Below are 24,001 nucleotides of genomic sequence, written 5' to 3'. Positions count from 1 at the left end.
CAAAGTTGCAACTTTTTTTTGAATTAATTTTTCATAAATTTCTATATTAAAGATAGTAAAAAAAGAAAACAGATAAAAGGATTGTGGATAAAAAACGCAAATTGTGGTTAAATAGTTTTCACGTGACTTTTTTACCTGTTTTTCTGCAAAAAAAGAACGGAGCATTTCTGTTCCGTTCCTGTTTTATTTAAATTAAGCTTTTAATTTTAGCAATGATATCGTCTCCCAATTTATCGGCTTCTTCCTGTGAGTGAGCTTCAGTATAGATCCTGATAATTGGTTCCGTATTGGACTTTCTCAGGTGAACCCAGTTCTTTTCAAAGTCTATCTTAACGCCATCTACGGTAGAAACTTCTTCATTCTGATATTCTTTTTCCATTTTGGCTAAAATATCATCTACATTAATCTCCGGTGTCAGTTCTATTTTCTTCTTACCCATGAAATATTCAGGATATCCGGCTCTTAATTCGGACACCGTTTTGTTTTCTTTAGCCAGATGAGTTAAGAATAATGCGGCTCCAACTAAAGAATCTCTTCCGTAATGAAGATCTGGATAAATGACCCCTCCGTTTCCTTCGCCTCCGATTACTGCATTCTTCTCTTTCATCAGGTTTACTACATTCACTTCTCCTACAGCACTTGCAAAATATTCTGAATCGTGGCTTCTTGCAACATCTCTTAAAGCACGGCTGGAAGAAAGATTGGAAATAGCTGCTCCTTTTTTATGTTTCAATAAATAATCTGCTACGGCAACCAGAGTATATTCTTCTCCGAACATTTCCCCTTTTTCGTCAATCAGGGCAAGTCTGTCTACATCTGGATCAACAACGATCCCTAAATCTGCATTTTCTTTTTTTACAAGCTCGCAGATGTCTCCCAAATGTTCTTTTAAAGGTTCAGGATTGTGCGGAAAGTGTCCGTTTGGCTCACAATATAATTTAACAGTTTCACAGCCAAGTTTGTCCAGAAGCATCGGGATTGCGATTCCTCCTGTAGAATTAACGGCGTCCAGTACTACTTTGAATTTTTTAGCTTTAATGGCTTCAACATCTACCATCGGCAGATCAAGGATCTGCTGGATATGAATATCAAAAGCATCATTTCTTGTTTCATATTTTCCAAGATCATCTACTTCAGCATAGTTGAAATCTTCACTTTCAGCTAATGCCAGTACTTCTGCTCCGTTTTCGCCGCTGATAAACTCTCCTTTGCCATTTAATAGCTTAAGAGCATTCCACTGTTTCGGGTTATGGGAAGCGGTAAGGATAATGCCTCCGTCCGCTTTAAGCTCAGGAACCATTATTTCCACTGTTGGTGTTGTAGAAAGTCCTAAATCCACTACATTAATTCCCAATCCCTGCAGGGTTGCCGTTACCAGTGAAGAAACCATTTCCCCGGAAATACGGGCATCTCTTCCTATGACAAGGGTTAAATTCTTTTTATTCTGTGTATTCTGAAGCCATGTTCCGAATGCTGATGCAAATTTCACCACATCCAGAGGGGTCAGGTTATCATTTACTTTTCCGCCGATCGTTCCTCTGATCCCTGAAATAGATTTTATTAGTGACATTCTGTTTCTTATTTTTTTAATTGGTTGTATTCACGGCAAAGATACTTAAAAGACCTAATAAGTTATAAGATGGGAATTTTTTTCTGAACCTTATCATAATTCCTTTTAATAACCTTCGGTGGTGGAAAACGGTAGCCTATATAAAGCAAGCCGTATATATTATTGTTTTGTACACTCTGGTCTCTTTTTTCATTGTAAGCATATGCGTTGACATTGAACTTTCCTCCGAACAGGAACCGGTCTGTATTATAACCTATATGAAGTCCTGTAGCAAATCTGATGGTGAGATATTGCGTATTTACTTTATTCGCTTTTGAACCATCACTAAGAATATCCCAGCTGCTGGAAAACATTCCTCCTAATCCCAGCGAAATATTGGGAGCAATATTCACTCTTTTTTTTGCACCGGGTACCCAGTTGTAAAAATATCCCATGCTGGCTCCGAAACTATATTGGGTCTCCTTCCCTTTCCTTCCGTCTAAAATATCTCTAAATATTGAAAGATCATAATCTACAATGGGCACCCAGCTTCCACGGCTTTCTTTCTGCCATTCGCCTTGAGTATAAATACTTTTCAGGGAAAAATTATCCTTCAGAACATACGCTGTAGATCCCCCAAAACTTTGAACTCTCAGATCAGGAAATTGGATATACGGGTCTCTTCCTTCTTTCCATTCGGGGAAGAAATCGCTCATATTTTCCATATAAAACCCTTTTACATTTTTGTAATAAACGGTCTGAATGAATTTTTTCGGAAAAAACCTGAATCTGAAGTCTGCGTAAGAACTGCTGCCTTTAAGCTCATCATCATTATTACCCGGCAGAAAACTTGGGGTAAATGAGACAGTTGCACTTATAATTCTGTAATCAATGGAAAAAGAGGCTCTTGTTTTGTTATTGATCGTAAAAATAGTTTCTATCGGCTTATCTTCAGGGCCTTCCGTAAAAACATATTTCTCGATATTGGTGTCAAGGTTTACCCGGACCATGACCTGATCTGCATAAGATTTGATTTTGGCTGTATCTGTCTGTGCTTTTGCCAGCACTGTGAAAAGAAAAAATAATACAGCAATTAATGATTTAAGATGCAATTTGAAATAATTTTAGTTTCAAAACATGAAAATACTACTATTTTTTCAATTATAAACTTAAAAATATGATTAGGAACACCCGCAGTCTTTGTCGCAGTTGGTTCTTTTAGAGCTGAATTTTTTCGGTGCAAAGCTTTTTCTGAGTACTTTAAATAAAGAGTAACAGGCAAATGCAACGATCAGTATAATAATTACATACTGAAAAATTAATGAGGTATCCATTATTTTAAAATCTGATAGGCTATCAACGACACAAAATATGCCAAACCGGTCATCATCGCTACCTGAAAGCCGGTCCATTTCCAGCTTTTGGTTTCTCTGTAGACTACTGCAAGGGTGGAAACACACTGCATTGCAAATGCATAGAATAAAAGTACGGAAATTCCAGTTGCAAAGCTGAAAACTTTTTCACCGTTTGGTTTCACATCTCTTCTCATCTTATCAATCACTTTCACTTCAGGGGCATCATCTTCAAGGCTGTAGAGCGTAGACATGGTTCCCACGAAAACTTCTCTTGCAACAAAACTTGTCAGAATTCCCACTCCCATTTTCCAATCATAACCAAGAGGTTCAATAAGGGGTTCAATTCCTTTACCCATTTTTGCCAGATAAGAATGGTCCAGCTCTACATTCGTTGCCACAAACTGATCTGGATTCTGCTTAGGACCAAAATAGCTTAAAAACCATACAATTATACTTACTATAAAAATGATCTTTCCCGCTCCGGTTACGAAATCCCAGACTTTACCCAGAACCATTTTAAGATCGTATCCGAAAAGTGGTTTTTTATAGGTCGGTAAGTCCATTACCAGGTAAGTTTTGTCTTTATTTTTGATAAATCTCTTAAGAATAGCTGCTGAAAACAAAGCTACAAGGAAACCTAAAAGATACATTCCCATCAAAACCAGCGCTTTATATTTAATTCCAAGGAACGATCCGTCTGAAATAATAAGCCCGATAATGATACTGTAGACCGGAAGTCTTGCTGAGCAGGTCATGAAAGGCGTAACCAGTATGGTCAGCAGTCTTTCTTTTACGTTTTCAATATTTCGTGTAGAGATTACGGCAGGAATAGCACAGGCAGTTCCCGATACAAGCGGCACAATACTTTTTCCGTTCAGTCCGAAAGGCCGCAATAAGCGGTCCATCAGGAATACAACTCTCGCCATATATCCTGAGTCTTCCAATAAGTACAGAAAATACAATAGGATACCGATTTGGGGTGCAAACACCACAATTCCTCCAATCCCCGGAATAATTCCACTTGAAATCAGTGAATTAATTGGACCTTCCGGCAAATGTTCTCCGGTAAATGCAGCCAGCCAGGAGAATGAATCGTCAATCCAGTTCATCGGGTATTCTGCAAGGAAGAAAACACTTTGGAAAATAATCAGCAGGATGACCATAAAAACTACATAGCCCCAGAATTTGTGAACAAGCACTTTATCCAGTTTTTCTGTCAGAAGTTCTTTGAACTGGGCTTTTTTAGAAATTACATCTGCTAATATTTTATCTACATTCTGATATCTTCTTACGGTTTCCTGAACCTGTAGTCTTTTCGGAACCAGGCTTTTAGTATCCGGTTCATTCAACAGGTCTTTTATTGATTCTATTCTTCCGGGATCGGACCCTAAAGAAAGGCTCATCCAGGCTTTGTATTCGTTATCAAGACCTTTATGAGCTGCTATTTTTTGAATAAAATCTTTGTGTTCGTTCGGTGTTTCAAAAGAGATTTTGTCTGCTTTTTTAAATCCGTTGTTCAGAACGGCTTCCTTCACCTCATCTATTCCAATCTGCTCTTTGGCGTTGGTCTGGATAATTTTAATCCCCAAAGCATCGGAAAACTTCTGAATATCAATGGTAATTCCTCTTCTTTTTGCCTGATCAATCTGATTGACCACTAAGATCATGGGAATACCTAAATCCTGTATCTGCTGGAAAAGAAGCAATCCTCTTTTTAGGCTTAGCGCTTCAAGAATATAAATTACCCCTTCATAATTTTTCTGCTCATCAATAAGAAATTTGGAAAAAATAGCTTCATCTTCAGAACTTGGGTAGACGCTGTACGAACCCGGCAGATCTACCACCTCAACTTCCTCATTTTTATAGGTGTAGTTTCCGGAATGGCTGGCAACAGTAACCCCTGCATAGTTTCCGGTCTTCTGTTTCTTGTTGCACAGTGCATTGAAAACCGTAGACTTTCCTACATTCGGGTTCCCGACCAAAAGGACCTGTTTTTTCTTATTTTCCTGCATTAATTCAATTCTTCAACAATGATATAATCTCCTTCTTCTTCACGAAGAGCGATACGGCTTTTTTCTTCTCCAAATTCTACATACATGGGACCATTGAACGGAGCCTGGTACAATATCCTGAAAATGGTTTCCGGTAAAAGCCCCATTTCTATGATTTTGTTGGGCATTCTCAGGTGGTCATTATCATAACCCAAAATCTTCCCCATTTTGTTTTTAGGGAAGCTGCTTAATTTATGTAAATCCATCTCTTTCAAAGCCTGATTTTTTGTAAGGGCAAATATACGCTATTTAAATTTAATCTAAATAACAGCAGGTATGAAAGAAATCAACCCAAACACATTGCTGTATCCGGGTTGATTTTAAAAATATAATTTAGTTGATATGAATGCTTATTTTTTCTTTTTCTCCTGATTTTGTGAAGAAGAAACTTCTATAGGATTATCATTGGCATTAAAGAAATCTTTAGCTATTTTTTCCTGCTTTTTCATCATTTCGCCAATTGTCATATCCGATCCCGGCATTTTCATACTCATCATTTCCGGAGTAACTCTCTGTCGTGTTTCCGCCAATGGATCCTGCTTAAAACTTGCATAAGCTTTCTCAAATTTTTCTTTTGTTGTTGGCGTTACAGTCTGAGGTATTCCATATTTAGCATTAATCTTATCTGAATATGACTGTTCCTCATAGTTTGCTATCTTTCTGTTTCCACTTAACTTCCAAGAATAATTTTTTTCCGAGTCTTCAATTTTAACAATCAGACCGGGAAGACCATAAAATTTGTATGGTCCATCCTGAAAAGGAATATCGGTACTGAACCAAGCGGTCCACTTTCTTCCCCCAAACTCTGTCGTTGCTTTTTGTGTATTGTACTCTCCTACTTTTTCTTTTTCCGGCAGAATATTCCAATTGAATTTGATATCATCATCATATCCAAATAAGTTCATACTTACCCTGTCTATATACTGCTCTTTCATTTCCGGATAAGTTTTAACAATTTTATACGAAAATTTAGGCATCTTAATAAGTTTCGTTACATCTTTCCAGGTTTTTGTTTTTTCCATTTCTTCAACAGCAATTTTGATAATGGAATCCTGAGCGGGAATTGTATAATCCTGATAGATTGATTTCTTGCTTGTAATATCTAAAATAGCAACTACCTTGTCCTGCTTGGTAGAATCTTTCTTCGGCTTGAAAGTCAGTTCATAAAAGAACCGGTTTGCTGTTTCTTTTGATTCTTTGGAGTCCTGTGCTGATGCAAAGGCAAAAAGAGCGATAAAGAATACAGAAAATAGCTTTTTCATTGTAGTAATGTTTATATAATTAGTTATCGATTCATGAAATATGTTACAGTTTATTTTTAATATTTTCATTAAGTATTTTATATTCAATTGATTATCAAAACAATACTCGCATTTCACATTCATCACACTGCTATGCTTTTTAAACTGAACATTTTACAGTTTACTTTAGAATGAGTAGAATAAATTATGATTTCCTTAAAACATTTTCCATCCTAAAAGCCATACCTTTAAGTACTTAAAAACAAAATATTATGGATACTTTATCACAATTTAAAGATGAACTTGAAGCAGAGTACCAGACGACCAGGAAATTTTTTGAAGCTTATCCTGAAGGGAAAAACGACTTTGCTCCTCACGAAAAAAGCATGAAAATGATGCCTCTTGCCACTCATATTTCTGAAATTTTCGGATGGCCGGATACGATGCTGAAAACTTCAGATCTTGATTTTGCCAAAGGAGATTACATACCCAAGAATCTTTCTACAAAAGAAGATCTTCTTAAAGTGCTGGACGAAAATTATGAATCTTCTCAAAAGGCCCTTAATAATGCAAATGAAGAAAACCTCAATGACAGCTGGGCTTTAAAAAACAATGGCCAGGAAGTGGCAAAATGGAGTAAATATGGCTCTATCCGTCATTCTTTGAACCAGATCACACATCACAGAGCACAACTGGGAGTCTATTACAGGATGAATAATATTCCTTTACCCGGAAGCTACGGCCCGTCTGCTGATCATCAGAGTTTTTAGAAAGGCAGAATATATCTCAAACAAAAAACCAATCTCGGTGAGATTGGTTTTCTTTTATTTTTATTTAAAATTGAATTTTACTGTGAACATGACCTGGCTTGGGCGAAGCTGTACTCTTGTGTAAGCAACACTATTTGTCACCTGATTGATATTGTATGTTTCAAACACTTTTCTGTTGGCAATATTCATCCATTTCAATTCAAAATCAATTTTCTTTTTAGCCCATGTAAACTGATAGGACAAATCATAGAAAGCATTGTTGTATTTATTTTGTCCATCACTTGTATTAACCTGATCCCAGTTGAATCCTATAGTATGGTTTTCTATCGGATAGAAAAATGCTCCTAAATTATGGTTAAAACCTTTATTGATTCCCAATCTTCCTCCTCTATCGTTCAACCCAACATTATCCTGCTTATTTCTGGAAAAATTAAGAGTATAATCTAAACTCATCCAGCTGAAATAAGTGTTATTTAATTTAAACCCATAGGATTGGGTATTATTTTTACTTAAGTACTGAATATTATCCAGGAATGCATCCGACTTAGACAATGTATTGCTGTAGCTCACAGAGGCATTTGTTTTAAATTTTGGAAAATATTTACCTACTTCAATACCTAATCTGTTGCTTTTTGCGTGGTTTTCCTGTTCTCTGTACTGGATTAATGTAAATCCTGTATTAATATCAAGTATTGGAGATGCAAGAAGGTTTTTCTTACTGTCGCTTAAAGAGTAATTCACATTAAAAAATAAATTATTCAGTGGGTTTCTGTATTCAATTCTTGAACCGGCACTTTTTGAGTTGGTTTGAGGGATAGGGTTATTCGGATCCATTACGCTAAATCCACCCGGGCTTTGTAGCATATAACCAGCATATGCAGACTGAACATCACCAAAATTATTACTGATATTTCCATTCAGACTTGCTTTCCAGAAAGATGCAAAGGAATACTGAACGAATAGATTTGGAGTGAATGTAGTTTTATTAAGTGATTTATGAACATTTCTCAGATCATCCTCAGCTTTAATACTGTTAAAATTTACCGGAGCATTGGCAAAAAGGCTCCATGCTTCGGATTTATAATTTATTCCCAATGATGCCGTAGGGTTAAACTCTGTAAATCTCAGATCATTTTCATAGGCAGGTCCGTCAAAACTCGGGGCTACATCATTCGGAATATCCGGATTAGGAATTGCTGTTCCGTTAAACCGCGTATTGAGGTTTTTTGATGAAAAATCAAGTCCTACCTGAGGTGTAAAGGTCCATCCCTTCTTTGAAAAACTGATGTTGGCAGAATGAGATGTTTCTAAAGTCTTCAACCTGAAATTCTGGATTACAGATGTTCCCGGAGCAAAATTGATTGCCGTTGCGGAATCTACTACAGGGTTTTTATATAAAATCTGCAGATAATTGGCGGGAGAAACCTCAAGAGTCTGCTTATCATCCTGATAACTGATATATGATTTAAAATTAACCATTTTTTCTTTCCAAGGTATGATTGTACTTAATGAGTTCTGGAAAGATGATGTAGGAGATTCTACAGCCTCGTTTCCAATTCTTCCCACTCTTGTAGCAACAGCTCTGTCCGCATTCCAGAACTGACTGAAACTTGTTGTATTTTTAAAGAATCCTTTCTTTGCATTTTTGGTAAAGATCAGTTCTCCTTTCACTTTATCAGTATAGAAATTATTTCTGGTGCTTGTTGTTATTGTAGAGCCGGGCTTATCATTTCTTGGGCTGTATATTGTTTCTACAATATCTTCTCTTTCAACAGCATTATTGGTATAATTGGCATTGGCTTTAAGTTCCCATTCCTTCTTTTTATCAATATTAGTAAGGTAGTTCGCAGACAGATAATGTACACTGTTCATCAGATATCTTTTTACAGGAAGGTTTGGAGTGCTTGCATTTTCCACATTCAGCCAATCATTTTGGGCTGCATTTATCCTTTTTCCTTCCCATCCGCTTCCGAATGCCAGGATATTTCCTTCATTTTCTACCTGCTCACCCATATTATTGGTCTTGTAATTAACAACCCACTGGCTTTTCTGTCCGAAAAACATTGGCGTAAGTTTTACATTCCATAGCCATGGTTCACCGAAACCCGTTCCCACTTCTCCTCTTCCGGTCATGGTAACTGAGTTTTTCAGTTTGATATTGATCGCTGCCTGGTCGGAAGGTACTTTATCTTGAAGAATCTTTACCGGCTGGTGGTTTTCAAGAACCTCGACTTTCTGAACAGCATCTTTCGGAAGTGAGTTGTTGATGGTTCCATAACCTCCTTCCATCAAGTCTTTTCCGTTAACATAAAATTTATTGATGGCATTACCCTGGTAAAGAATACTTCCGTCTTTATTGACTTCAATCCCCGGAATTTTTCTCATTACATCAGCAAGGGTTCTGTCACTTTTACTGTCAAAGGCTTTCAGGTCATAGGCAATGGTGTCTCCTCTTGCCGTGATCATTTTGGTTTTTAACTGGACTTCTTTTATTTCTGTCGCTTCAGACTGCATTTTAAATGTCAGTGTCTGATCGCTGTTGCTTATCTGCTTGGTCAGTGGTTTTTGGTTGAAGGCTTTTACCTTCAGGTCTACATTCGGTTCCGAAGAGGTAAATGTTACTTTATATTCTCCTTTGGAATTGGTAATTCCATATGCCAGAATAGCATCTTTGCCTGGCTCTTCTATGGTAACGCTTGCACTGGGAATAGCGGATCCGTCTTCATCAGTAATTTTTCCTGACACTGTTTTCTGTGCAAATGTGAGCACGGTGAAAAAAAGCATCAGAAATAAAGAAATCTTTCCTTTCATAATTTATTATTTGCTTAATTAGTTTCTAGCTTGTGTTTTTTGTTACACTATTTTGTTATAGAGATGTATTTTATACGTAAAGGTTAAATTTTTAACACTATAAAATTAGTGATATTTTTATATTCCACAGTCTTCTGATGGAGTTCAAGATTTAAATATTAAAAAAGGATATGCAAATTTCATTTCAATACCCTGTTTGGTATGTAAATTCTTTAAAATCTGATTGAAAAAACTAAATTTGATACATTCGTTTTTTTATCAGAATGTAATATTTTTGAAAAGAAAATGTCTTATAATAAGGAAAATCGTGGATGTTTCCGGAAAAGAATAATTTTTAAAATACTTATTTAGTCTAAATAGTTAAAAATGATTTGAATCATAGATTAAAATAAACTTAAACACTGATTCATATATATTTATTTAATAATTTTGTAACATAAAATTTATAGAATGGGAATTATTTTAAAGCCTATAGATGTTGTAGATGATATTACTCAGGAAGAGTTTACAGAAAAATATCTAAAGCCAAGAAGGCCCGTTGTCATCAAAAATATGGCAAGAAATTGGCCTGCTTACCAGAAATGGACAATGGACTATATGAAGGAAGTGGTAGGTGATGTAGAAGTTCCTCTTTATGACTCTAAAAAAGCCGATCCTGCAGCTCCCATCAATACGCCCACTACAAAAATGAAATTTGCAGATTATATAGATCTTATCCAAAGAGAGCCTACCGATCTGAGAATTTTCTTTTTTGACCCTATAAAACATGCCGGAAAACTACTGGAAGATTATATTTCGCCAAAAGAACTGATGGGCGGATTTTTAGATAAATATCCATCCATGTTTTTCGGAGGAAAAGGTTCTGTTACCTTTCTTCACTTTGATATTGATATGGCTCATATTTTCCATACTCATTTCAATGGCAGAAAGCATGTGAAGTTATTTGAATACAAATGGAGAGAAAGACTGTATCAGCTTCCTTATGCAACGTATGCACTAGAAGACTATGATATTGACAATCCTGATTTCGAAAAATATCCTGCTCTTGATGGTGTTGAAGGAATTGAGTGCTTCCTGGAACATGGTGATACGCTTTTCATGCCTACCGGATGGTGGCACTGGATGAAATATCTGGACGGAAGCTTCTCAATCTCTCTGAGAGCCTGGGATAAGTCCTGGGCAGTAAAGGCTCATTCTTTATGGAACCTTACCGTACAGCGAAAATTTGATGATATCATGAAGTCCAATTTCAAAAAGAAATACATGGACTGGAAAGAAAAAGTGGCCGTTAAAAGAGCAGAAATTGCTTTAAAAAGAGGCTTACCAAAATAAAACAAAAAGACGTTTCAATATGAAGCGTCTTTTTTATTGTCGGGCATTTACAAGAAGTTCCTCCATATTTCTCGTTACCTCATTGCATGAAAAACAGGCTTCTTTTCCATCCTGTGAAAACCATCTGCACTGTGAACGGATCGGGCAAAAGAACAATTCGGTTTCTTTATGGGTATCTAAATTCTGAACTTTTTGGGACAGGGAACATTTGGATTCTTCAGCGTTCCATTGTGCACAGCCTTTTTCTACACATTTTCCGGTAAAGCGGAATCTTTGTTCAAGACTGTTTTTGTCTTTATTCTGTTCAAGAAAGTCTTCTGTAACGGTAAGAGGCGTGATGAACTGTACTTTACCGTCTTTACCTACCACTCCAAAAAGCTGTGCCCCAACTTTTCCTACATAACTGGGACACATCTTTTTTGAAGCATTGGAATTAGCCTCCATAGCTTTTTATTTGGGCCTGAATTTCTTTCAGCTGGTTCTGAATTTCAATTCCCGGTTTGAAAATAATGATTCCCCAAGGAAACCAGTCTTTTATTTTCAATGGTCTCACCAATCCCCTGAAATCTCTGTGGGCTCCAAAAGCCTGGGTATTGTCAATCTTTGAAAGTTCAGAAAGAACTACATTCTGAATTCCTTTGTCAATGTTTTTCAATTGCTCATCGGAAAGGTCCACCCCTTCCAGTGAAACGAAAAAATGCTTTTTAGTTGCCATAACTATAGTTTTTATTGGTTTTATAAAGCAAATTTCGTCAGATTACAATCAAAAGTCATCAGGAAAAACACCCTAATTTCGTCCGTGTAAAAACTGTAAATTACATACTGATTATCAATATTTTAAATCAGATTAAATCTACTTATAAGATTCTATAAATCGGATACTGCCTGAATGTTTTTTCTTCGAAATAGGGAGAGTTTCTATAAATCCAATCCAGCTGGGCGGTACCATCGTCCGCAAATTTTTTATCCGATGCTTTTTTCGTTTCAAAGGCTTCTTTCAGCTTTTTATCTGTCTTTAATAGCTCTGAAGCAGTGTCTTCAAAAATATAAGCAGAATAATATTCTTTCTGGGCAAGAATTCCGTCAAAGAAATTCCAGTTAAAAAATGAGTCTAAAGCCTCAGGTTCAAGCGTTTCTATAATATATTTTACTCCAGGCTGATCTGTCGGAATTAAATAATCTCCGGCTGAAAAAGTAAGGTTCTTTGTTGTTGCTTCCACACTTGTATCAAAATGAAGATAATGTCCTTCATAGGGGTTTTTCACCGTTTTAAAGTCTTTGATTTTATAAGATTCAACGGCTGCAACACTATCTTTCTGAAGCATTTTCATTTGAATTCTGCTTCTTTTCAACTCATCAATCACACGGTACTGGGACTGTGGAACGACATAATATTTCGGAATTTTAATATATCCCGTAGGAACAGCTGTGGTAAAGAGCTTTATTTTCTTTGTAAAAGGTTTGTTCCTGTCATAATACAGCCTTGGTTTCCCGGAAATATCACTCGGTTTGTATTTCCCTTCATAACCTTTGAAATCCATTGTGGAAAATTTGGTAGAATCAATCTTCCAGCGGATTCCATACTGCATTCCGGCTTTGTACTGTTTTAAATTTTCAAGGCGGAGCTGTTTTATCTTTTTATAATCTTTATCCAAATTCTGAAGATTCACCAGCATGTATTTGTAAGTGGCATCTACTCTTTTGTCATAAGGCTTTAACATATGGGTTTCCGGAACAGTTCCCAACGAATTAAATAATGAGGTGTAACCTGTAGAATATCTGGGAGAGTCTTCAAAGGCAGCAAACCCTTCATCCGGCACATCCCCGTGAATATTTACATAGGGGGTACTTTCATAACCCAGCTTTTTCATATCCTCAAGATTTCTGGCCTGATAATCATTATAAAAATAATTTCCAAGTGTATTTCCGAGGCGTTCTTTAAAGGTTGAAATGTAGGTAAAAGTATACTGATAATCAGCCCCGTTGCTCACATGATTGTCAATAAAAACATCAGGCTGCAACCATTGGTAGATTTCCTGAAAGCTTCTGGCATTTTTTGAATCTGCTTTAATGAAATCCCTGTTCAGGTCATAATTTCTTGCGTTTCCTCTGAAACCGTACTGTTCAGGACCGTTCTGATTGGCTCTGGAATGGGAACCTCTGTTCAGCATTCCGCTGATATTGTAAGCAGAAATTGCAGCAATGATAAAGTTTTGGGGTGTTTTTAACTTCTTTGTGGCCAGATCACGCATGAGCATCATGGTGGCATCTATTCCGTCCGGCTCACCCGGGTGGATACCGTTGTTGACAAAGAGAACAGCTTTCTCTTTTCCCAGTTTTTCCAAATCCTTTTCAGGGAAAGGATTGTAGATGACCACATAAATAGGTTTCCCATTATCATCCTCTCCTTTTTTAAGGTATTGAATGGTATTGAAATTTTTAGCGAGATCCTGGTAATAGGTATTCATTTCATCATAGGTAACCGTCTGGTTCCCGTTTCCTTTTTCAAAGGGTGTAAGAAAAGAATTCTGGGCAAAAAATAAGGACGAACTTAAGAAAATTAAGAGGTATTTCAGTTTCATTGAAGCAGTTTTTGAACTTCAAAATTACTTAATATGATTTGGGTGGGAAAGGGGAAACAGTAAAATAATTGGAGTATTTAATAGGAGTTGGATAACGCAAGGGCGCAAAGATTTTTAAAGGCTTTGCATTTTTAAGACGCAAGAAAATCTGAGATTTTCATTATAATTCAAATGTTAAATAATAATTAGAGTAGCTTGCTTGATCTGTGAAGTATAAAGGTTATTATTAAATTAAAACCTTATAGATTTTTAAGTCTATAAGGTTAAGGATGGTTCTTTATTACTATGCATTTCTTCCTTTTTCATTGGAATATAAAGCCGGAAGCGGATCGCTCTGCCAGAATTCTTTGGTATCAATATCCATGATTGACAAAGAGCCTGTAAAAGCTGCCCCGGTATCCATATTCCAGATATTCGCCTTATTGGCCGGATGTTTTATTCCTATATCCAATGTAGGTGTATGTCCTATAAATATCTCATTATATAAAAGGAGCCTTTTTGGATAGAGCTCTGAGTTTTTAGCTAATTTTTTGTCCATTGCAACAGCGGTTTCCCACAAAGTTCTGTCCCAGCGGTAATTGCTGGAATAGACTTCTTTTCCGGGACCGTGCATGGAGGAATAACCTGCATGAATAAACAACCTGTTCGCCTCATCTACATGATAATGTTTCATTCTCTGAAAAAACTCAAGATGAAGATCCATATCTTCAGGCGAATAGCTATTATAGCTCTCAACAGTACTCTTTCCGCCATTAAAAAGCCAGACATCCGGCCCTTTTCCAAATGACAGCCAGTCTTCACACCATGCATCATGGTTTCCTTTTATGAAAATACATTCCTGTTTTCCGGAAAGTTCCATTAGAAACTCAATAACCTGAGAAGATTCGCTCCACCCGTCAACGTAGTCTCCGAGGAATATAAGTGTATCATTTTCTGTTATTTCTGCTCTTTCATAAATTTGTTTTAAGGCTTTAAAACCTCCATGAATATCCCCAATTACTAATGTTCTGCCCATTTTTTACTTTGAAATATATTTTGAATCTACAAAATCCGTCAGCCAGACGTTGTTTGCTGAAAGATAAAAAGGTATTCCATCTTTATGCATTTCCTTAGTTCTGATGGTCAGAATAACAGGTTTTCCGTGACGCATTCCAACTTTTGCAGCTGTTTCTTTGTCTGCACTTAAATGTACATGCTGGCGGGTCCTTTTTTCAATCCCTTTTTCTAAGATAGAAGAAATGTTTGCGTCTGCTGTTCCATGGTATAGGAAATCAGGTGGCTGTACAGATTTCAAGGCGAGATCTATATCAATGGAGTGTCCCTGACTGGCTCTGATCATGCTTTTATCTTCATTAAACGCGAAACGTTTTTTATTGTTAGTCTCTACAACTTCTTCCAGATCTTCGAAAGTGAAATGCACTCTTCCTTTTGCAGATTTTTTTATCAGTTCATTGACATCTGCCCAACCGTTTTCATCCAGCTTTAGTTGAATAGTTTCAGGCTGATGCCTCAGAATAAGGCTCAGAAATTTGCTTATTCTTTTGTTTTCTATTTCATTCATAATTATGTTCTTATTGTATTAATTTTTTCTGAAGCTTTTCACACAAAACTTCAATATCATCTTTTCTTACCAGCTCATTCACCCATTCTCCAGGAATATTTTCAAACCCGTAATAGATTCCTGCAATTCCTCCTGTGACAGCTCCGGTTGTATCTGTATCTTCGCCCAGGTTGACTGCTTTTAATACTGCTTCAGCATAGGTTTCAGAATTCAGGAAACACCAAAGGGAAGCTTCCAGGCTGTGGAGAACATAGCCACTCCCTCTGATTTCATCTTCAGAATAAGCTGAAATATCATTTTTCAAAACTCTATGGAAAAGCTCAACTTCCCTGGGGTTAAATCCTTGGAATACTGAATATTCCAAAACTGTATCCTGCATATATATGTAAGCTTCTTTTCTATCTCTTCCTTTGATTAATTCAATCACAAAAATTACATAGATAAAGCAAGCAAAAACTGAACGGAAGTGCCCATGAGTAATTGCTGAAACTTCTTTTACTGTTTGATATAATTTTTCAATATTTTCTTCATCTTTAAGATAAAATGCCAAAGGGAGAATTCTCATTAAAGAACCGTTCCCATTATCTTCTTCAAAAATATTTCCTGAAAATTTCGCACTTTCACCTTTAATTAATCTTGCAATGGAATGACGTGTTGTTCCGCCAATATCAAAAAGTCTTCCATGAGCAGTCCAGTGTCCATATTTTACCCATTTTACAAAACTTTCTCCTATCTTTTCCAGATTATAGCCTTTCGTTAGTTCTTCTGCTAAACAAAGCGTTAATGAACTATCATCGCTCCAGGTTCCTTTCGGCTGGTTCCAGGATCCAAACTCCTGCATGTTTATAACAGGAAAGCTTTTTAAGGTTTCTCTACTTTTAAATTCTACCGGAACTCCCAGCGCGTCTCCAATGCACACTCCAAAAATTCCAGCTTTTACAATATTTTCCATCAGGCAAGATTTACCAGTTTATCATACAGCAATTTCATTCCTCTGGTAGCAGATTCTTTCATAACTACTGCTCTTTTTCCGTATCCGAAACCTGTTTCATTAGGGTTGATCACAACCAGCAGACAATCGTCTTTGATCTCATGGATCAATCCTGCTGCCGGATATACCTGCAGAGAAGTACCGATAACAATCAGGATATCTGCTTCTTTTACTTTTTCTTTAGCCGTCTGGTACAAAGGAACATCTTCTCCAAACCACACGATAAAAGGTCTTAACTGGGCTCCATCTTCTGCTTTATCACCAATATTGATATCTCCTTTCTGCTCATAGATCAGGCTTTTGTTATTACACGAGCACGCTTTGAAAAGCTCTCCATGAATATGAAGAATGTTAGTTGATCCTGCTCTTTCATGCAGATCATCTATATTTTGGGTAATAATCTGAACGTCAAAATGCTTTTCCAATTCTGCGAGCAATTGGTGGGCTTCATTAGGTTGTACTTCATGAAGCTGTCTTCTTCTCTGATTGTAAAATTCCAGAACCAGAGCTCTGTCTTTTCGCCATCCTTCCGGACTTGCAACGTCTGTTATATTATGATTCTCCCAGAGACCATCGCCGTCTCTGAATGTTTTTATTCCGCTTTCGGCACTGATTCCGGCGCCGCTTAATATGGTTAGTTTTTTCATCTTTTATTTATAATTTCTTTGTAGTAAAAGTCTTTATATGGATTATTAATTCCCGCTTCTTCCCAATTATCACTAACTGTAATTATTGAATTAGCATATTTAATATATTCTTCATCATTTTTAGAATTAATATCAATTAATCCTTCTACTTCTTTATTATCAAAAACATATAACGTGTTTTCTTTTATACAAAATTTTTCCCTAAACGCTAAAATAAATTCTTTAATATTTGACTCATTTTTTGAACTTTTATAAAAAATATAATAAGATTCATGAGATAAATTCAACTTATATCTTAATATCTCAAAATCGAACTTATTTATATCAAATTTTAATTTTCGTTTCGTTTCATTAATTAACTTAAAATCTAATTCAAAATTTGATGGAAATACTTCATAAAATTTAACATCTCTATTTTCAAAAAGTTTGTAAAAAGATTGTTTTATTAAATCTGGAGTTTTAATTCCGAAATATAATCCTGTAATTGCTGATGGATGGAACTTTTTCATTCCATACTTATCAAAAATTAAACGTATTTCTTTTTCATGTTGCCAAGCAGATTTTTTAGTGGCAAACATTTTTTGAATAAAATTATTTTTTATGTTGATAATATCATTAATATCCAATGTTGGAATACTTTCTTTATAATCAATTTCAAATTGATATTGAAAATCAAAATTTTGTCCTCTATCCATTAGCTTATCTAAATCATATTCTATACAGTATCCAGAATAAGAGCTAGCATAATAAGCCCATAGCTGTTCATTTAAAAAATCTCTACTCAAACAGTAAACACCAATTTTTTCTTTGAACTTTAAAACTTCTCTAAATTGATTTTCAAAATTATCTAGCTCTTTAATAGGAAATAAAATTTTTAAAATATTTATTAACTGGGATATTTCTTCATCAAAATAAATATCAAAAGGATCGTTTAACATACTATAATTTGATGAATAAAAAGAGTTATCCTCAATCGTTTTGAAATCTCTATCAAAAACATCTTTTTCTATTGATCTATATTTATAAACTTTCATAATTTTATATAATTATTTTGTTCAAAATTTATCAATATTCTTTGAAATAATATTGATATTTCCTTGTGTCTGTGGATTGGTAGCATCTCCTTTCAGGTATTGTATCTTTTTCATCAGTTCTGCAATTTTGCAATAAGGTTAGTAATTCCGATATTTTTAGACGTCTTAAAATCATTTCCTACAAAAACAGAAATTACCTCAATATTCCCTACAATAGCATCGTTAAAATTCTCCAGTTTTTCCGATGGAACCCACAACTCATTATGATTTCTTGCTCCAACATTCTGAACCTGATATTGATTAACAGTATCTTCCTGTACTTCAAACCGCGTGACAAAACCGAGATAGTTTCCAGCCTCATCTCGCGTATTCCATTTTTCAGCAATTTCTGAAGCATAGCTTTCATCAAGAACAGGATAAAAGATAGGCTGCCATTCCAGTCTTGGCGGAAATTTTTTGTACCCACTTTCTAAGATCAGAATCATTTCTTTTTCTCCTACCGGTCTGTATAATATTTTTGTTTTCATCATTTTAATTTATTTTGGCTCGGTTTTGTCACTAAATATAAAGCCATTATTTGGTTTAAAAAATTTGTTTAAAGTCTTTTGAATATGGAGAATATGACCCATAAACTTTATCAAATTTTATTTTTAAATTCTCTGCTTTAAATTGTTTATCTAACTGGTCCAGACATGTTATAACAAGATTTTTTTCGGTGACCGCGACATAAGATCCATCCACAATAAGTGCATAATTCAATACATCATAATCCAAATCTCCAAAACGAAGTTCCTTCTGATAATCATTAAAAACACAGGTTTCCTCTTCATTATTTTTCAGAATCAATTCCTTTTCATTGCTCATCCAGCCGTTTCCGTGACGTGTGGAATAAATTCTGGTCACATAATACATTTCAATATTTTCTATTTCCAGCAGCTTACAGATCTCATAGGCATTTTTTGAAGTGGTATTTGCATAGGTCACATTTGGAAATACACCATGATCCATATCCAAAAGGACTCCCTGACTACCTTCAAAAATGAGATTCTCAAATGATTTCAAATAGGTATAATCCTCAATTTTCCAATCTATCTGGTCTACTGCGTTTAAAAAATCATCTAATACTTCTTTCATCTGATCCTCATTTAAAAAACCATAGTAATAGGCAATTCCTTTTAATTTTTCAATCAGCATTCCCCTCGGAGCAATCAAATCAGCAGCAAATAGTTTATAGGGACTTTCGTGTCGTTTCATGGTCGCACCAATTCCTTTTCCACAAGTTCCATGTTCCAGGTTTTTCGTATTGGTCCTGTTTTGCCATACATCAAATGGTGTAGTGACTTTTGCCAATGGATGGATATGCAGTTCAATATTTCCGTTCTTCACCTGTAGTTCTTTTTGCTCATTCAATAAAAAAACAGGATGAATGGTACAGTGTTCCGTAAAATAGGATGGCAGACCACGAAGCGCACCGCTCGCAAAGCTGGAATGAATATGCTTTTTATCACCAATCATCACCGTATGTGCAGCCTGCTGGCCTCCGGAAAACCTGATGACAACAGACTCCGGGTTCTGCTGTGCAAGAAAATCCGTAGTGATTCCCTTTCCTTCATCACCAAAACCCAGGCCTATTACTATTTGTGCTTTTTTCATGGCTTAAAACATTTGAATATCGTCAAATCCGTTTTTATCTGCAGATCTGAAAGTTCTGTTTTTAAATGTATCGCAGATAATTCCTTTAATTATATTTGGAATTTCCCTATGATCGGCTATAGATAAACATTTCTGCCCCAGTAATTCTTTCCATCCCCTATCCGCTCTCATTGCCTGATCTGAATGCAAAACATTGATATGATATACTTCGTATCGCTTTTTCACTTCCTCCAGCAGCTCAAAATGAGTATAGGTATGCTGACCGGCTCCCATAATTTCCCTGATAGCTGATGCCGGAAGTGTTTTGAGGCAAGGCTCGTCACCTACCGTAAACAGAATTCCTTTCTGATTTCTTTTCTCAAAAGCATCCGTTCTGGTATGAAAAGCTGCAAAATACCATGCCAGAAGATAGCTTTCGCCTGCATTTCCACCTCCTCCGGATTCAATATAGGTTCGGGTAAGCCACATATCCAGCTCTTCGTCTCCTGATTCGAACTGTCCTACCTGTAAAGGATAGCCATCGCATTCATGGTCCCCAATTCCCAGAAATAAAAGGGCTGGATCAGGGACACCGCCCTGGATAATTCCACCCATCAGTTTAGGTAATCCTTCTTTTATAAGCTCGTGAGGAATATGTCCCATACTGCCAGTAACGTCCAGACCCAGAATTATGGGAACAGAATTCGGGTGTACTTCGGAATCTCTGGATTCCCTGAAAGAAACACCTTTGGGATTCATAGATTCGTGTGCCATTCTTTTTGCATTCTGAGTGAAAATTTCACCTGCGGACTTATATCCGTAACCAGCTTTTCTTGCTCTGTCAAAACGAGCGTCCATATCGTATCTTGTACTTCCCATAATTAAAATGTTTTACCAAATAAATATTCAAATCTTTTTACAGCAACTTCCAGCTGAATATTCAAATTTCTGACTGTTAATGATAATTCTATGTCTTTCTGAACGAATGTTTCCGGCTGAAAATCCGCAAACGTAAGACTGTTTCTGTCTAAAGGACTGATGTCAATAAGGCCTTCCTGTTCACGTTCCAGCCTTTTTATTTTCAGTTCAATATCTTCAACCCTGCGTCTGTAGATCAATTCGGAATCTGCTCCGATGGTCTGTGCACGGTCTTCTCTGATCTGATCATTATTTCTTTGTAATGATTCGATGAATCTTGGTTTTACTTCATTTTCCATCTTTTTCTAATTTTATTTTGTGTTATTTTTACGCTAATTAAAAATTACATAGTAATGCTGCATCCCGGAAAGATTATTACTTATTGGAATACATTACATCGGTTCTCAGAACATACTTCATCCCGCTTATAAGGGTTTTTCCTTCGTGTCTTAACGGATGATAGAAAACCAGTGCAGATCCTTTTTTCGGAGCTACTGTGAACAGGTTTTCAAATTCTGTTTCTCCACCTTCAAAATCATCGTTCAGGTAGATCAGGAAAGTATAGAAGCTTTTTTCTTTTTCATTCCGGATATAACTTCCGTCTCTGTGCATTTTGAATCTCTGTCCGGGAGAATATTTATAAATCCTGAACATTTCATTAAAGTCCTGAAGCTTGTAATTTTCATGTTCATGAGGAAAAAATTCTGCTGCTTTTCTGAAAAGATCTTGAGCCAGGACATTATCAAATATCATTAATCTGTCATTATTCCTGATCCCTTTACTCATCATCTGCCTTCCGTTCATACTGATCTTCGCTTCTTCAAATACTTTTCCTTCTGCCATGGCAATATATTCATCACAGGCAGCAGAAGTCAGGAAATCCTCGATCAGAAATATCTGAGGGTGAAGTTCTATCTTTTCCATAATTAATTTTTGTGTTTAGTGATTTTATTCTCTCAGTTCATCTCTTACTTCCATTAAAGCAAAACCCAGCAGGTTTTCACCCTCCCACAATAGTGGATCTTTGGCTTTAGGATCACTTTCCAGCATGCCTATTCCCCAAATCTTATCATAAGGACTGGCCTCAATCAGGATTTTGTCATTGGTAGATAACAGAAAATCTTTAAACTTCAGGTTTTGGGAAAATTTCAGTTGGTTAGCTTTTTTTACTATTCCGTACTTATGCTCATCCCAAACTTTTGGATCAAAGTTTTTCACTTTTCTGCCTAAGCTTTTAGCATTATTGGGAGTTTCAGATCTTAACACCTGTTCCAAGATTTCCTGATCATTAAATAATCTTGCTTTTCCAGCCATCATATAATGTTCAGCTGTTTTATAGATGGTTCCATTTTCTTCAAACTGAACAGGAAACCACTGACTGAAGCAGGATTTGGTGATCTCATCTTTTATAGTGTGCCCCCAGAAGAATAGAAATTCAGGGGTTTCTTTTTTCTGAAATCTTTCAATAGTATTTTGTAATGTGTATTTCATGATTGCGTTATTATTACACAAATGTAAAGCAATATGACTTTCTGAACAAATTTTATTTGTGTTATTTTTACACTAAACATTTAATACACTGATTTACAGAATATAAAATTTACTTTCAAAACACGAATGATAACAATATATTCACAAATGATATAATTGAGAAGCAAAACTAAAGTATTAGTTTCGACTAAAAAATTTGAGAAAAAAACATTTATTTCTAAATTCTGACCAGAATAAAATAGAACTGAAGTTATTTGATCTCGAAATAGAATCCTTCTTTTTCAAGCTCTTCATATTTTTCTTTGTTGAAAGTAAAGAGTTTTCCGGGTCTGCCACTGCCTTCTTTTTTAACATTATTGGTTTCATTAAGGAGACCATAGCTCATTATCTTTTTACGGAAGTTCCTGCGGTCTATTTCACGGCCGACAATGGTTTTATAAAGGTTTTCAAGGTCTGAGAATGGAAATTCTTCATTGAGAAGGTTAAAACCGATAGGCTGATACTGAATCTTAGTACGAAGTCTGTTTAAAGCAATATCAATAATAGATTTATGGTCAAAAGCGAGTGACGGAAGTTTATTCACACTGAACCATTGTGCATCTTCCGCATCAGAGTCTGCAAACAGTTCATGATAAGAAGGGTTTACAAGGCCCAAATAAGCCACAGAAACTACCCTATTCCTGGGATCACGGCCTATGTTGCCAAAAGTATAGAGCTGTTCCAAAAAATCGGGCTTTATGCCTGCTTCTTCATGAAGTTCTCTCTTCACAGCATCATCCAGGTTTTCATCATCCAGAACAAGACCTCCGGGAAGTGCCCAACCTCCTTTGAAAGGATCAATCTTTCTTTTGATCAAGAGAAGCTGAAGATCCTGTTTATCAAAGTAACCGAAAATAACGGCATCGACAGCCACTTTAATATCCTGAATTTTTTTTGGAGACTTCATAATTTTGATTTGCGTTATGAATACACAAAGGTAAGATTTATAAATGACATTGAAAAGTAATTGACAACACAATAAAATTAACTAACTTTATTTGATAATAAACCACTTAAAATTAACTAATTATGAAAAATCTATTATCATTATTTGCAATTGCTTTTCTATTGACCGCGTGTGAAAAAGGAAAGCCTGCCGCAGAAAAAGATTCGGCAAAAACAGATTCAGCAGTATGGAAACCTGTAGATTCTGCTGCTGCAATGAAAGCCTGGATGGAATATGCCACCCCCGGTGAAATGCATAAAACACTGGCATTATACGACGGAAACTGGACCGGAGCTACAACCACATGGATGGAAAATAATGGAAAGCCTGTCACCAGCCAATCTGAATGTACCAATAAAATGATTTTTGACGGAAGGTATCAGCACAGCACATATAAAGGAAATTTTATGGGAATGCCTTTTGAAGGGATGAGTATCATGGGCTATGACAATTCTAAGAAAAAGTTTGTAAGCACCTGGATTGATAATATGGGAACCGGAATTATGCATGCGGAAGGCGACTGGAATCCTTCTAAAAAATCTATTGAATTCAAAGGTAAAATGACGGACCCGGCAAGACCCGGAAAAGATTGCGATTTCAGGGAGGTTTATACTTTTACCGATGCAAACAATCACGTGATGGAAATGTACGGGCCTGATTCTAAAACAGGAAAAGAGTATAAAACCATGGAAATAAAATTTACAAAAAAGAAATAAAAACCGGAGAAACCACTTCTGCAAAACGGTGATTTTCCTTATGAATTTACTGACAGATATGCTCAACTTTGGTATAAGAAAATAAAAATTTATACCATCATGAAAACATTATTAAGAGCCTTTATCGTGGTCATTATTATCATAGGAGGAGTTTTGATCATCGTTGTGGGGAAAAAGCCTTTCCCGGAACCTGAATGTCTCGTATGCGGGATCAATCTTGTAAGAACACTGGGAATTGCCGAGGTTATTCTCGGTCTTGGAGCTCTGGTGATACAGGCCAATCTGACTGAGAAACAACGAAATTTCTGAAAATAAAAGACCGGTAAAATTACCGG

Annotated in this window: 25 protein-coding genes; 4 read left to right on the top strand and 21 right to left on the bottom strand. The window is 36.0% G+C overall.

The window, feature by feature from the left end; translation table 11 throughout:
- Positions 1 to 187 precede the first annotated feature (187 nt).
- From glmM to ACQWU4_RS10670, 5 genes are all read right to left on the bottom strand, one after another.
- On the bottom strand, positions 188 to 1,570 hold the full coding sequence (gene glmM / locus ACQWU4_RS10690) for a phosphoglucosamine mutase (protein ID WP_429935754.1): 1,383 nt from the start codon (positions 1,568 to 1,570) through the stop codon (positions 188 to 190).
- Between the two features lie 62 nt (positions 1,571 to 1,632).
- Positions 1,633 to 2,661, bottom strand: a complete 1,029-nt coding sequence (locus tag ACQWU4_RS10685; protein ID WP_429935753.1) for a DUF4421 family protein — start codon at positions 2,659 to 2,661, stop codon at positions 1,633 to 1,635.
- A 221-nt stretch (positions 2,662 to 2,882) separates the two neighbouring features.
- Positions 2,883 to 4,916, bottom strand: coding sequence for a ferrous iron transport protein B (gene feoB, locus ACQWU4_RS10680; RefSeq protein ID WP_429935752.1), 2,034 nt, complete (start codon positions 4,914 to 4,916; stop codon positions 2,883 to 2,885).
- Positions 4,916 to 5,161, bottom strand: a complete 246-nt coding sequence (locus ACQWU4_RS10675) for a FeoA family protein (protein ID WP_429935751.1) — start codon at positions 5,159 to 5,161, stop codon at positions 4,916 to 4,918. The genes feoB and ACQWU4_RS10675 overlap by 1 nt, the downstream gene beginning before the upstream one ends.
- Before the next feature lie 144 nt (positions 5,162 to 5,305).
- Positions 5,306 to 6,217 (bottom strand): GLPGLI family protein, encoded by a 912-nt coding sequence (locus tag ACQWU4_RS10670; RefSeq protein ID WP_429935750.1) that lies wholly within the window; start codon positions 6,215 to 6,217, stop codon positions 5,306 to 5,308.
- A gap of 251 nt (positions 6,218 to 6,468) precedes the next feature.
- Here ACQWU4_RS10670 and ACQWU4_RS10665 point away from each other — a divergent pair, with 251 nt between their 5' ends.
- On the top strand, positions 6,469 to 6,966 hold the full coding sequence (locus ACQWU4_RS10665) for a DinB family protein (RefSeq protein WP_429935749.1): 498 nt from the start codon (positions 6,469 to 6,471) through the stop codon (positions 6,964 to 6,966).
- 60 nt (positions 6,967 to 7,026) lie between these two features.
- Here ACQWU4_RS10665 and ACQWU4_RS10660 read toward each other — a convergent pair whose 3' ends face one another.
- Positions 7,027 to 9,777, bottom strand: a complete 2,751-nt coding sequence (locus ACQWU4_RS10660; protein ID WP_429935748.1) for a hypothetical protein — start codon at positions 9,775 to 9,777, stop codon at positions 7,027 to 7,029.
- Between the two features lie 450 nt (positions 9,778 to 10,227).
- Between ACQWU4_RS10660 and ACQWU4_RS10655 the strand changes: the two genes are divergently transcribed.
- Positions 10,228 to 11,109: a cupin-like domain-containing protein gene (locus ACQWU4_RS10655; RefSeq protein ID WP_429935747.1), complete on the top strand. Its 882-nt coding sequence runs from the start codon at positions 10,228 to 10,230 to the stop codon at positions 11,107 to 11,109.
- A 33-nt stretch (positions 11,110 to 11,142) separates the two neighbouring features.
- On the opposite strand, the gene ACQWU4_RS10650 is transcribed toward ACQWU4_RS10655, so the two are convergent.
- The 15 genes from ACQWU4_RS10650 to ACQWU4_RS10580 all read right to left on the bottom strand — a co-directional run bounded on the left by ACQWU4_RS10650 (position 11,143) and on the right by ACQWU4_RS10580 (position 22,911).
- Positions 11,143 to 11,553, bottom strand: coding sequence for a hypothetical protein (locus ACQWU4_RS10650; RefSeq protein WP_429935746.1), 411 nt, complete (start codon positions 11,551 to 11,553; stop codon positions 11,143 to 11,145).
- On the bottom strand, positions 11,543 to 11,824 hold the full coding sequence (locus ACQWU4_RS10645) for a hypothetical protein (protein ID WP_429935745.1): 282 nt from the start codon (positions 11,822 to 11,824) through the stop codon (positions 11,543 to 11,545). Before ACQWU4_RS10645 ends, ACQWU4_RS10650 begins: the two co-directional genes overlap by 11 nt.
- 142 nt (positions 11,825 to 11,966) lie before the next feature.
- The gene (locus ACQWU4_RS10640; RefSeq protein ID WP_429935744.1) at positions 11,967 to 13,691 is read right to left on the bottom strand and encodes a hypothetical protein; all 1,725 of its coding nucleotides are present in this window, start codon (positions 13,689 to 13,691) and stop codon (positions 11,967 to 11,969) included.
- 283 nt (positions 13,692 to 13,974) lie between these two features.
- Positions 13,975 to 14,706, bottom strand: coding sequence for a metallophosphoesterase family protein (locus tag ACQWU4_RS10635; RefSeq protein ID WP_429935743.1), 732 nt, complete (start codon positions 14,704 to 14,706; stop codon positions 13,975 to 13,977).
- 3 nt (positions 14,707 to 14,709) lie between these two features.
- Positions 14,710 to 15,252, bottom strand: a complete 543-nt coding sequence (locus tag ACQWU4_RS10630; RefSeq protein WP_429935742.1) for an RNA 2'-phosphotransferase — start codon at positions 15,250 to 15,252, stop codon at positions 14,710 to 14,712.
- 10 nt (positions 15,253 to 15,262) lie between these two features.
- On the bottom strand, positions 15,263 to 16,204 hold the full coding sequence (locus ACQWU4_RS10625; RefSeq protein WP_429935741.1) for an ADP-ribosylglycohydrolase family protein: 942 nt from the start codon (positions 16,202 to 16,204) through the stop codon (positions 15,263 to 15,265).
- On the bottom strand, positions 16,204 to 16,890 hold the full coding sequence (locus tag ACQWU4_RS10620; RefSeq protein ID WP_429935740.1) for an SIR2 family NAD-dependent protein deacylase: 687 nt from the start codon (positions 16,888 to 16,890) through the stop codon (positions 16,204 to 16,206). The genes ACQWU4_RS10625 and ACQWU4_RS10620 overlap by 1 nt, the downstream gene beginning before the upstream one ends.
- Positions 16,887 to 17,924, bottom strand: coding sequence for a DUF2971 domain-containing protein (locus ACQWU4_RS10615; RefSeq protein ID WP_429935739.1), 1,038 nt, complete (start codon positions 17,922 to 17,924; stop codon positions 16,887 to 16,889). The genes ACQWU4_RS10620 and ACQWU4_RS10615 overlap by 4 nt, the downstream gene beginning before the upstream one ends.
- Positions 17,925 to 18,037: 113 nt before the next feature.
- The gene (locus tag ACQWU4_RS10610) at positions 18,038 to 18,454 is read right to left on the bottom strand and encodes an ADP-ribosylation/crystallin J1 (protein WP_429935738.1); all 417 of its coding nucleotides are present in this window, start codon (positions 18,452 to 18,454) and stop codon (positions 18,038 to 18,040) included.
- A 52-nt stretch (positions 18,455 to 18,506) separates the two neighbouring features.
- Positions 18,507 to 19,577: an adenylosuccinate synthetase gene (locus ACQWU4_RS10605; protein WP_429935737.1), complete on the bottom strand. Its 1,071-nt coding sequence runs from the start codon at positions 19,575 to 19,577 to the stop codon at positions 18,507 to 18,509.
- 3 nt (positions 19,578 to 19,580) lie between these two features.
- Positions 19,581 to 20,435 (bottom strand): hypothetical protein, encoded by an 855-nt coding sequence (locus ACQWU4_RS10600; protein WP_429935736.1) that lies wholly within the window; start codon positions 20,433 to 20,435, stop codon positions 19,581 to 19,583.
- Positions 20,436 to 20,437: 2 nt separating this feature from the next.
- Positions 20,438 to 20,773: a hypothetical protein gene (locus ACQWU4_RS10595; protein ID WP_429935735.1), complete on the bottom strand. Its 336-nt coding sequence runs from the start codon at positions 20,771 to 20,773 to the stop codon at positions 20,438 to 20,440.
- Positions 20,774 to 20,849: 76 nt separating this feature from the next.
- Positions 20,850 to 21,398, bottom strand: coding sequence for a prolyl hydroxylase family protein (locus ACQWU4_RS10590; RefSeq protein ID WP_429935734.1), 549 nt, complete (start codon positions 21,396 to 21,398; stop codon positions 20,850 to 20,852).
- Between the two features lie 24 nt (positions 21,399 to 21,422).
- On the bottom strand, positions 21,423 to 21,965 hold the full coding sequence (locus ACQWU4_RS10585; protein ID WP_429935733.1) for an NADAR family protein: 543 nt from the start codon (positions 21,963 to 21,965) through the stop codon (positions 21,423 to 21,425).
- 250 nt (positions 21,966 to 22,215) lie between these two features.
- Positions 22,216 to 22,911 carry an NrtR DNA-binding winged helix domain-containing protein gene (locus ACQWU4_RS10580; protein ID WP_429935732.1) on the bottom strand — a complete coding sequence of 232 codons (696 nt, stop codon included), beginning with the start codon at positions 22,909 to 22,911 and terminating at the stop codon, positions 22,216 to 22,218.
- 122 nt (positions 22,912 to 23,033) lie between these two features.
- On the opposite strand from ACQWU4_RS10580, the gene ACQWU4_RS10575 reads away from it, so the two are divergent.
- Positions 23,034 to 23,666 carry a DUF1579 domain-containing protein gene (locus ACQWU4_RS10575; protein ID WP_429935731.1) on the top strand — a complete coding sequence of 211 codons (633 nt, stop codon included), beginning with the start codon at positions 23,034 to 23,036 and terminating at the stop codon, positions 23,664 to 23,666.
- Between the two features lie 99 nt (positions 23,667 to 23,765).
- Positions 23,766 to 23,975, top strand: a complete 210-nt coding sequence (locus ACQWU4_RS10570) for a hypothetical protein (RefSeq protein ID WP_073062461.1) — start codon at positions 23,766 to 23,768, stop codon at positions 23,973 to 23,975.
- The last annotated feature ends 26 nt before the right edge of the window (positions 23,976 to 24,001 follow it).

This window comes from Chryseobacterium sp. MIQD13, assembly GCF_050496705.1.
Taxonomy (GTDB): domain Bacteria; phylum Bacteroidota; class Bacteroidia; order Flavobacteriales; family Weeksellaceae; genus Chryseobacterium.
Note: the sequence above shows the minus strand (reverse complement) of the source record. Positions and strands in the feature narration are given on the sequence as shown.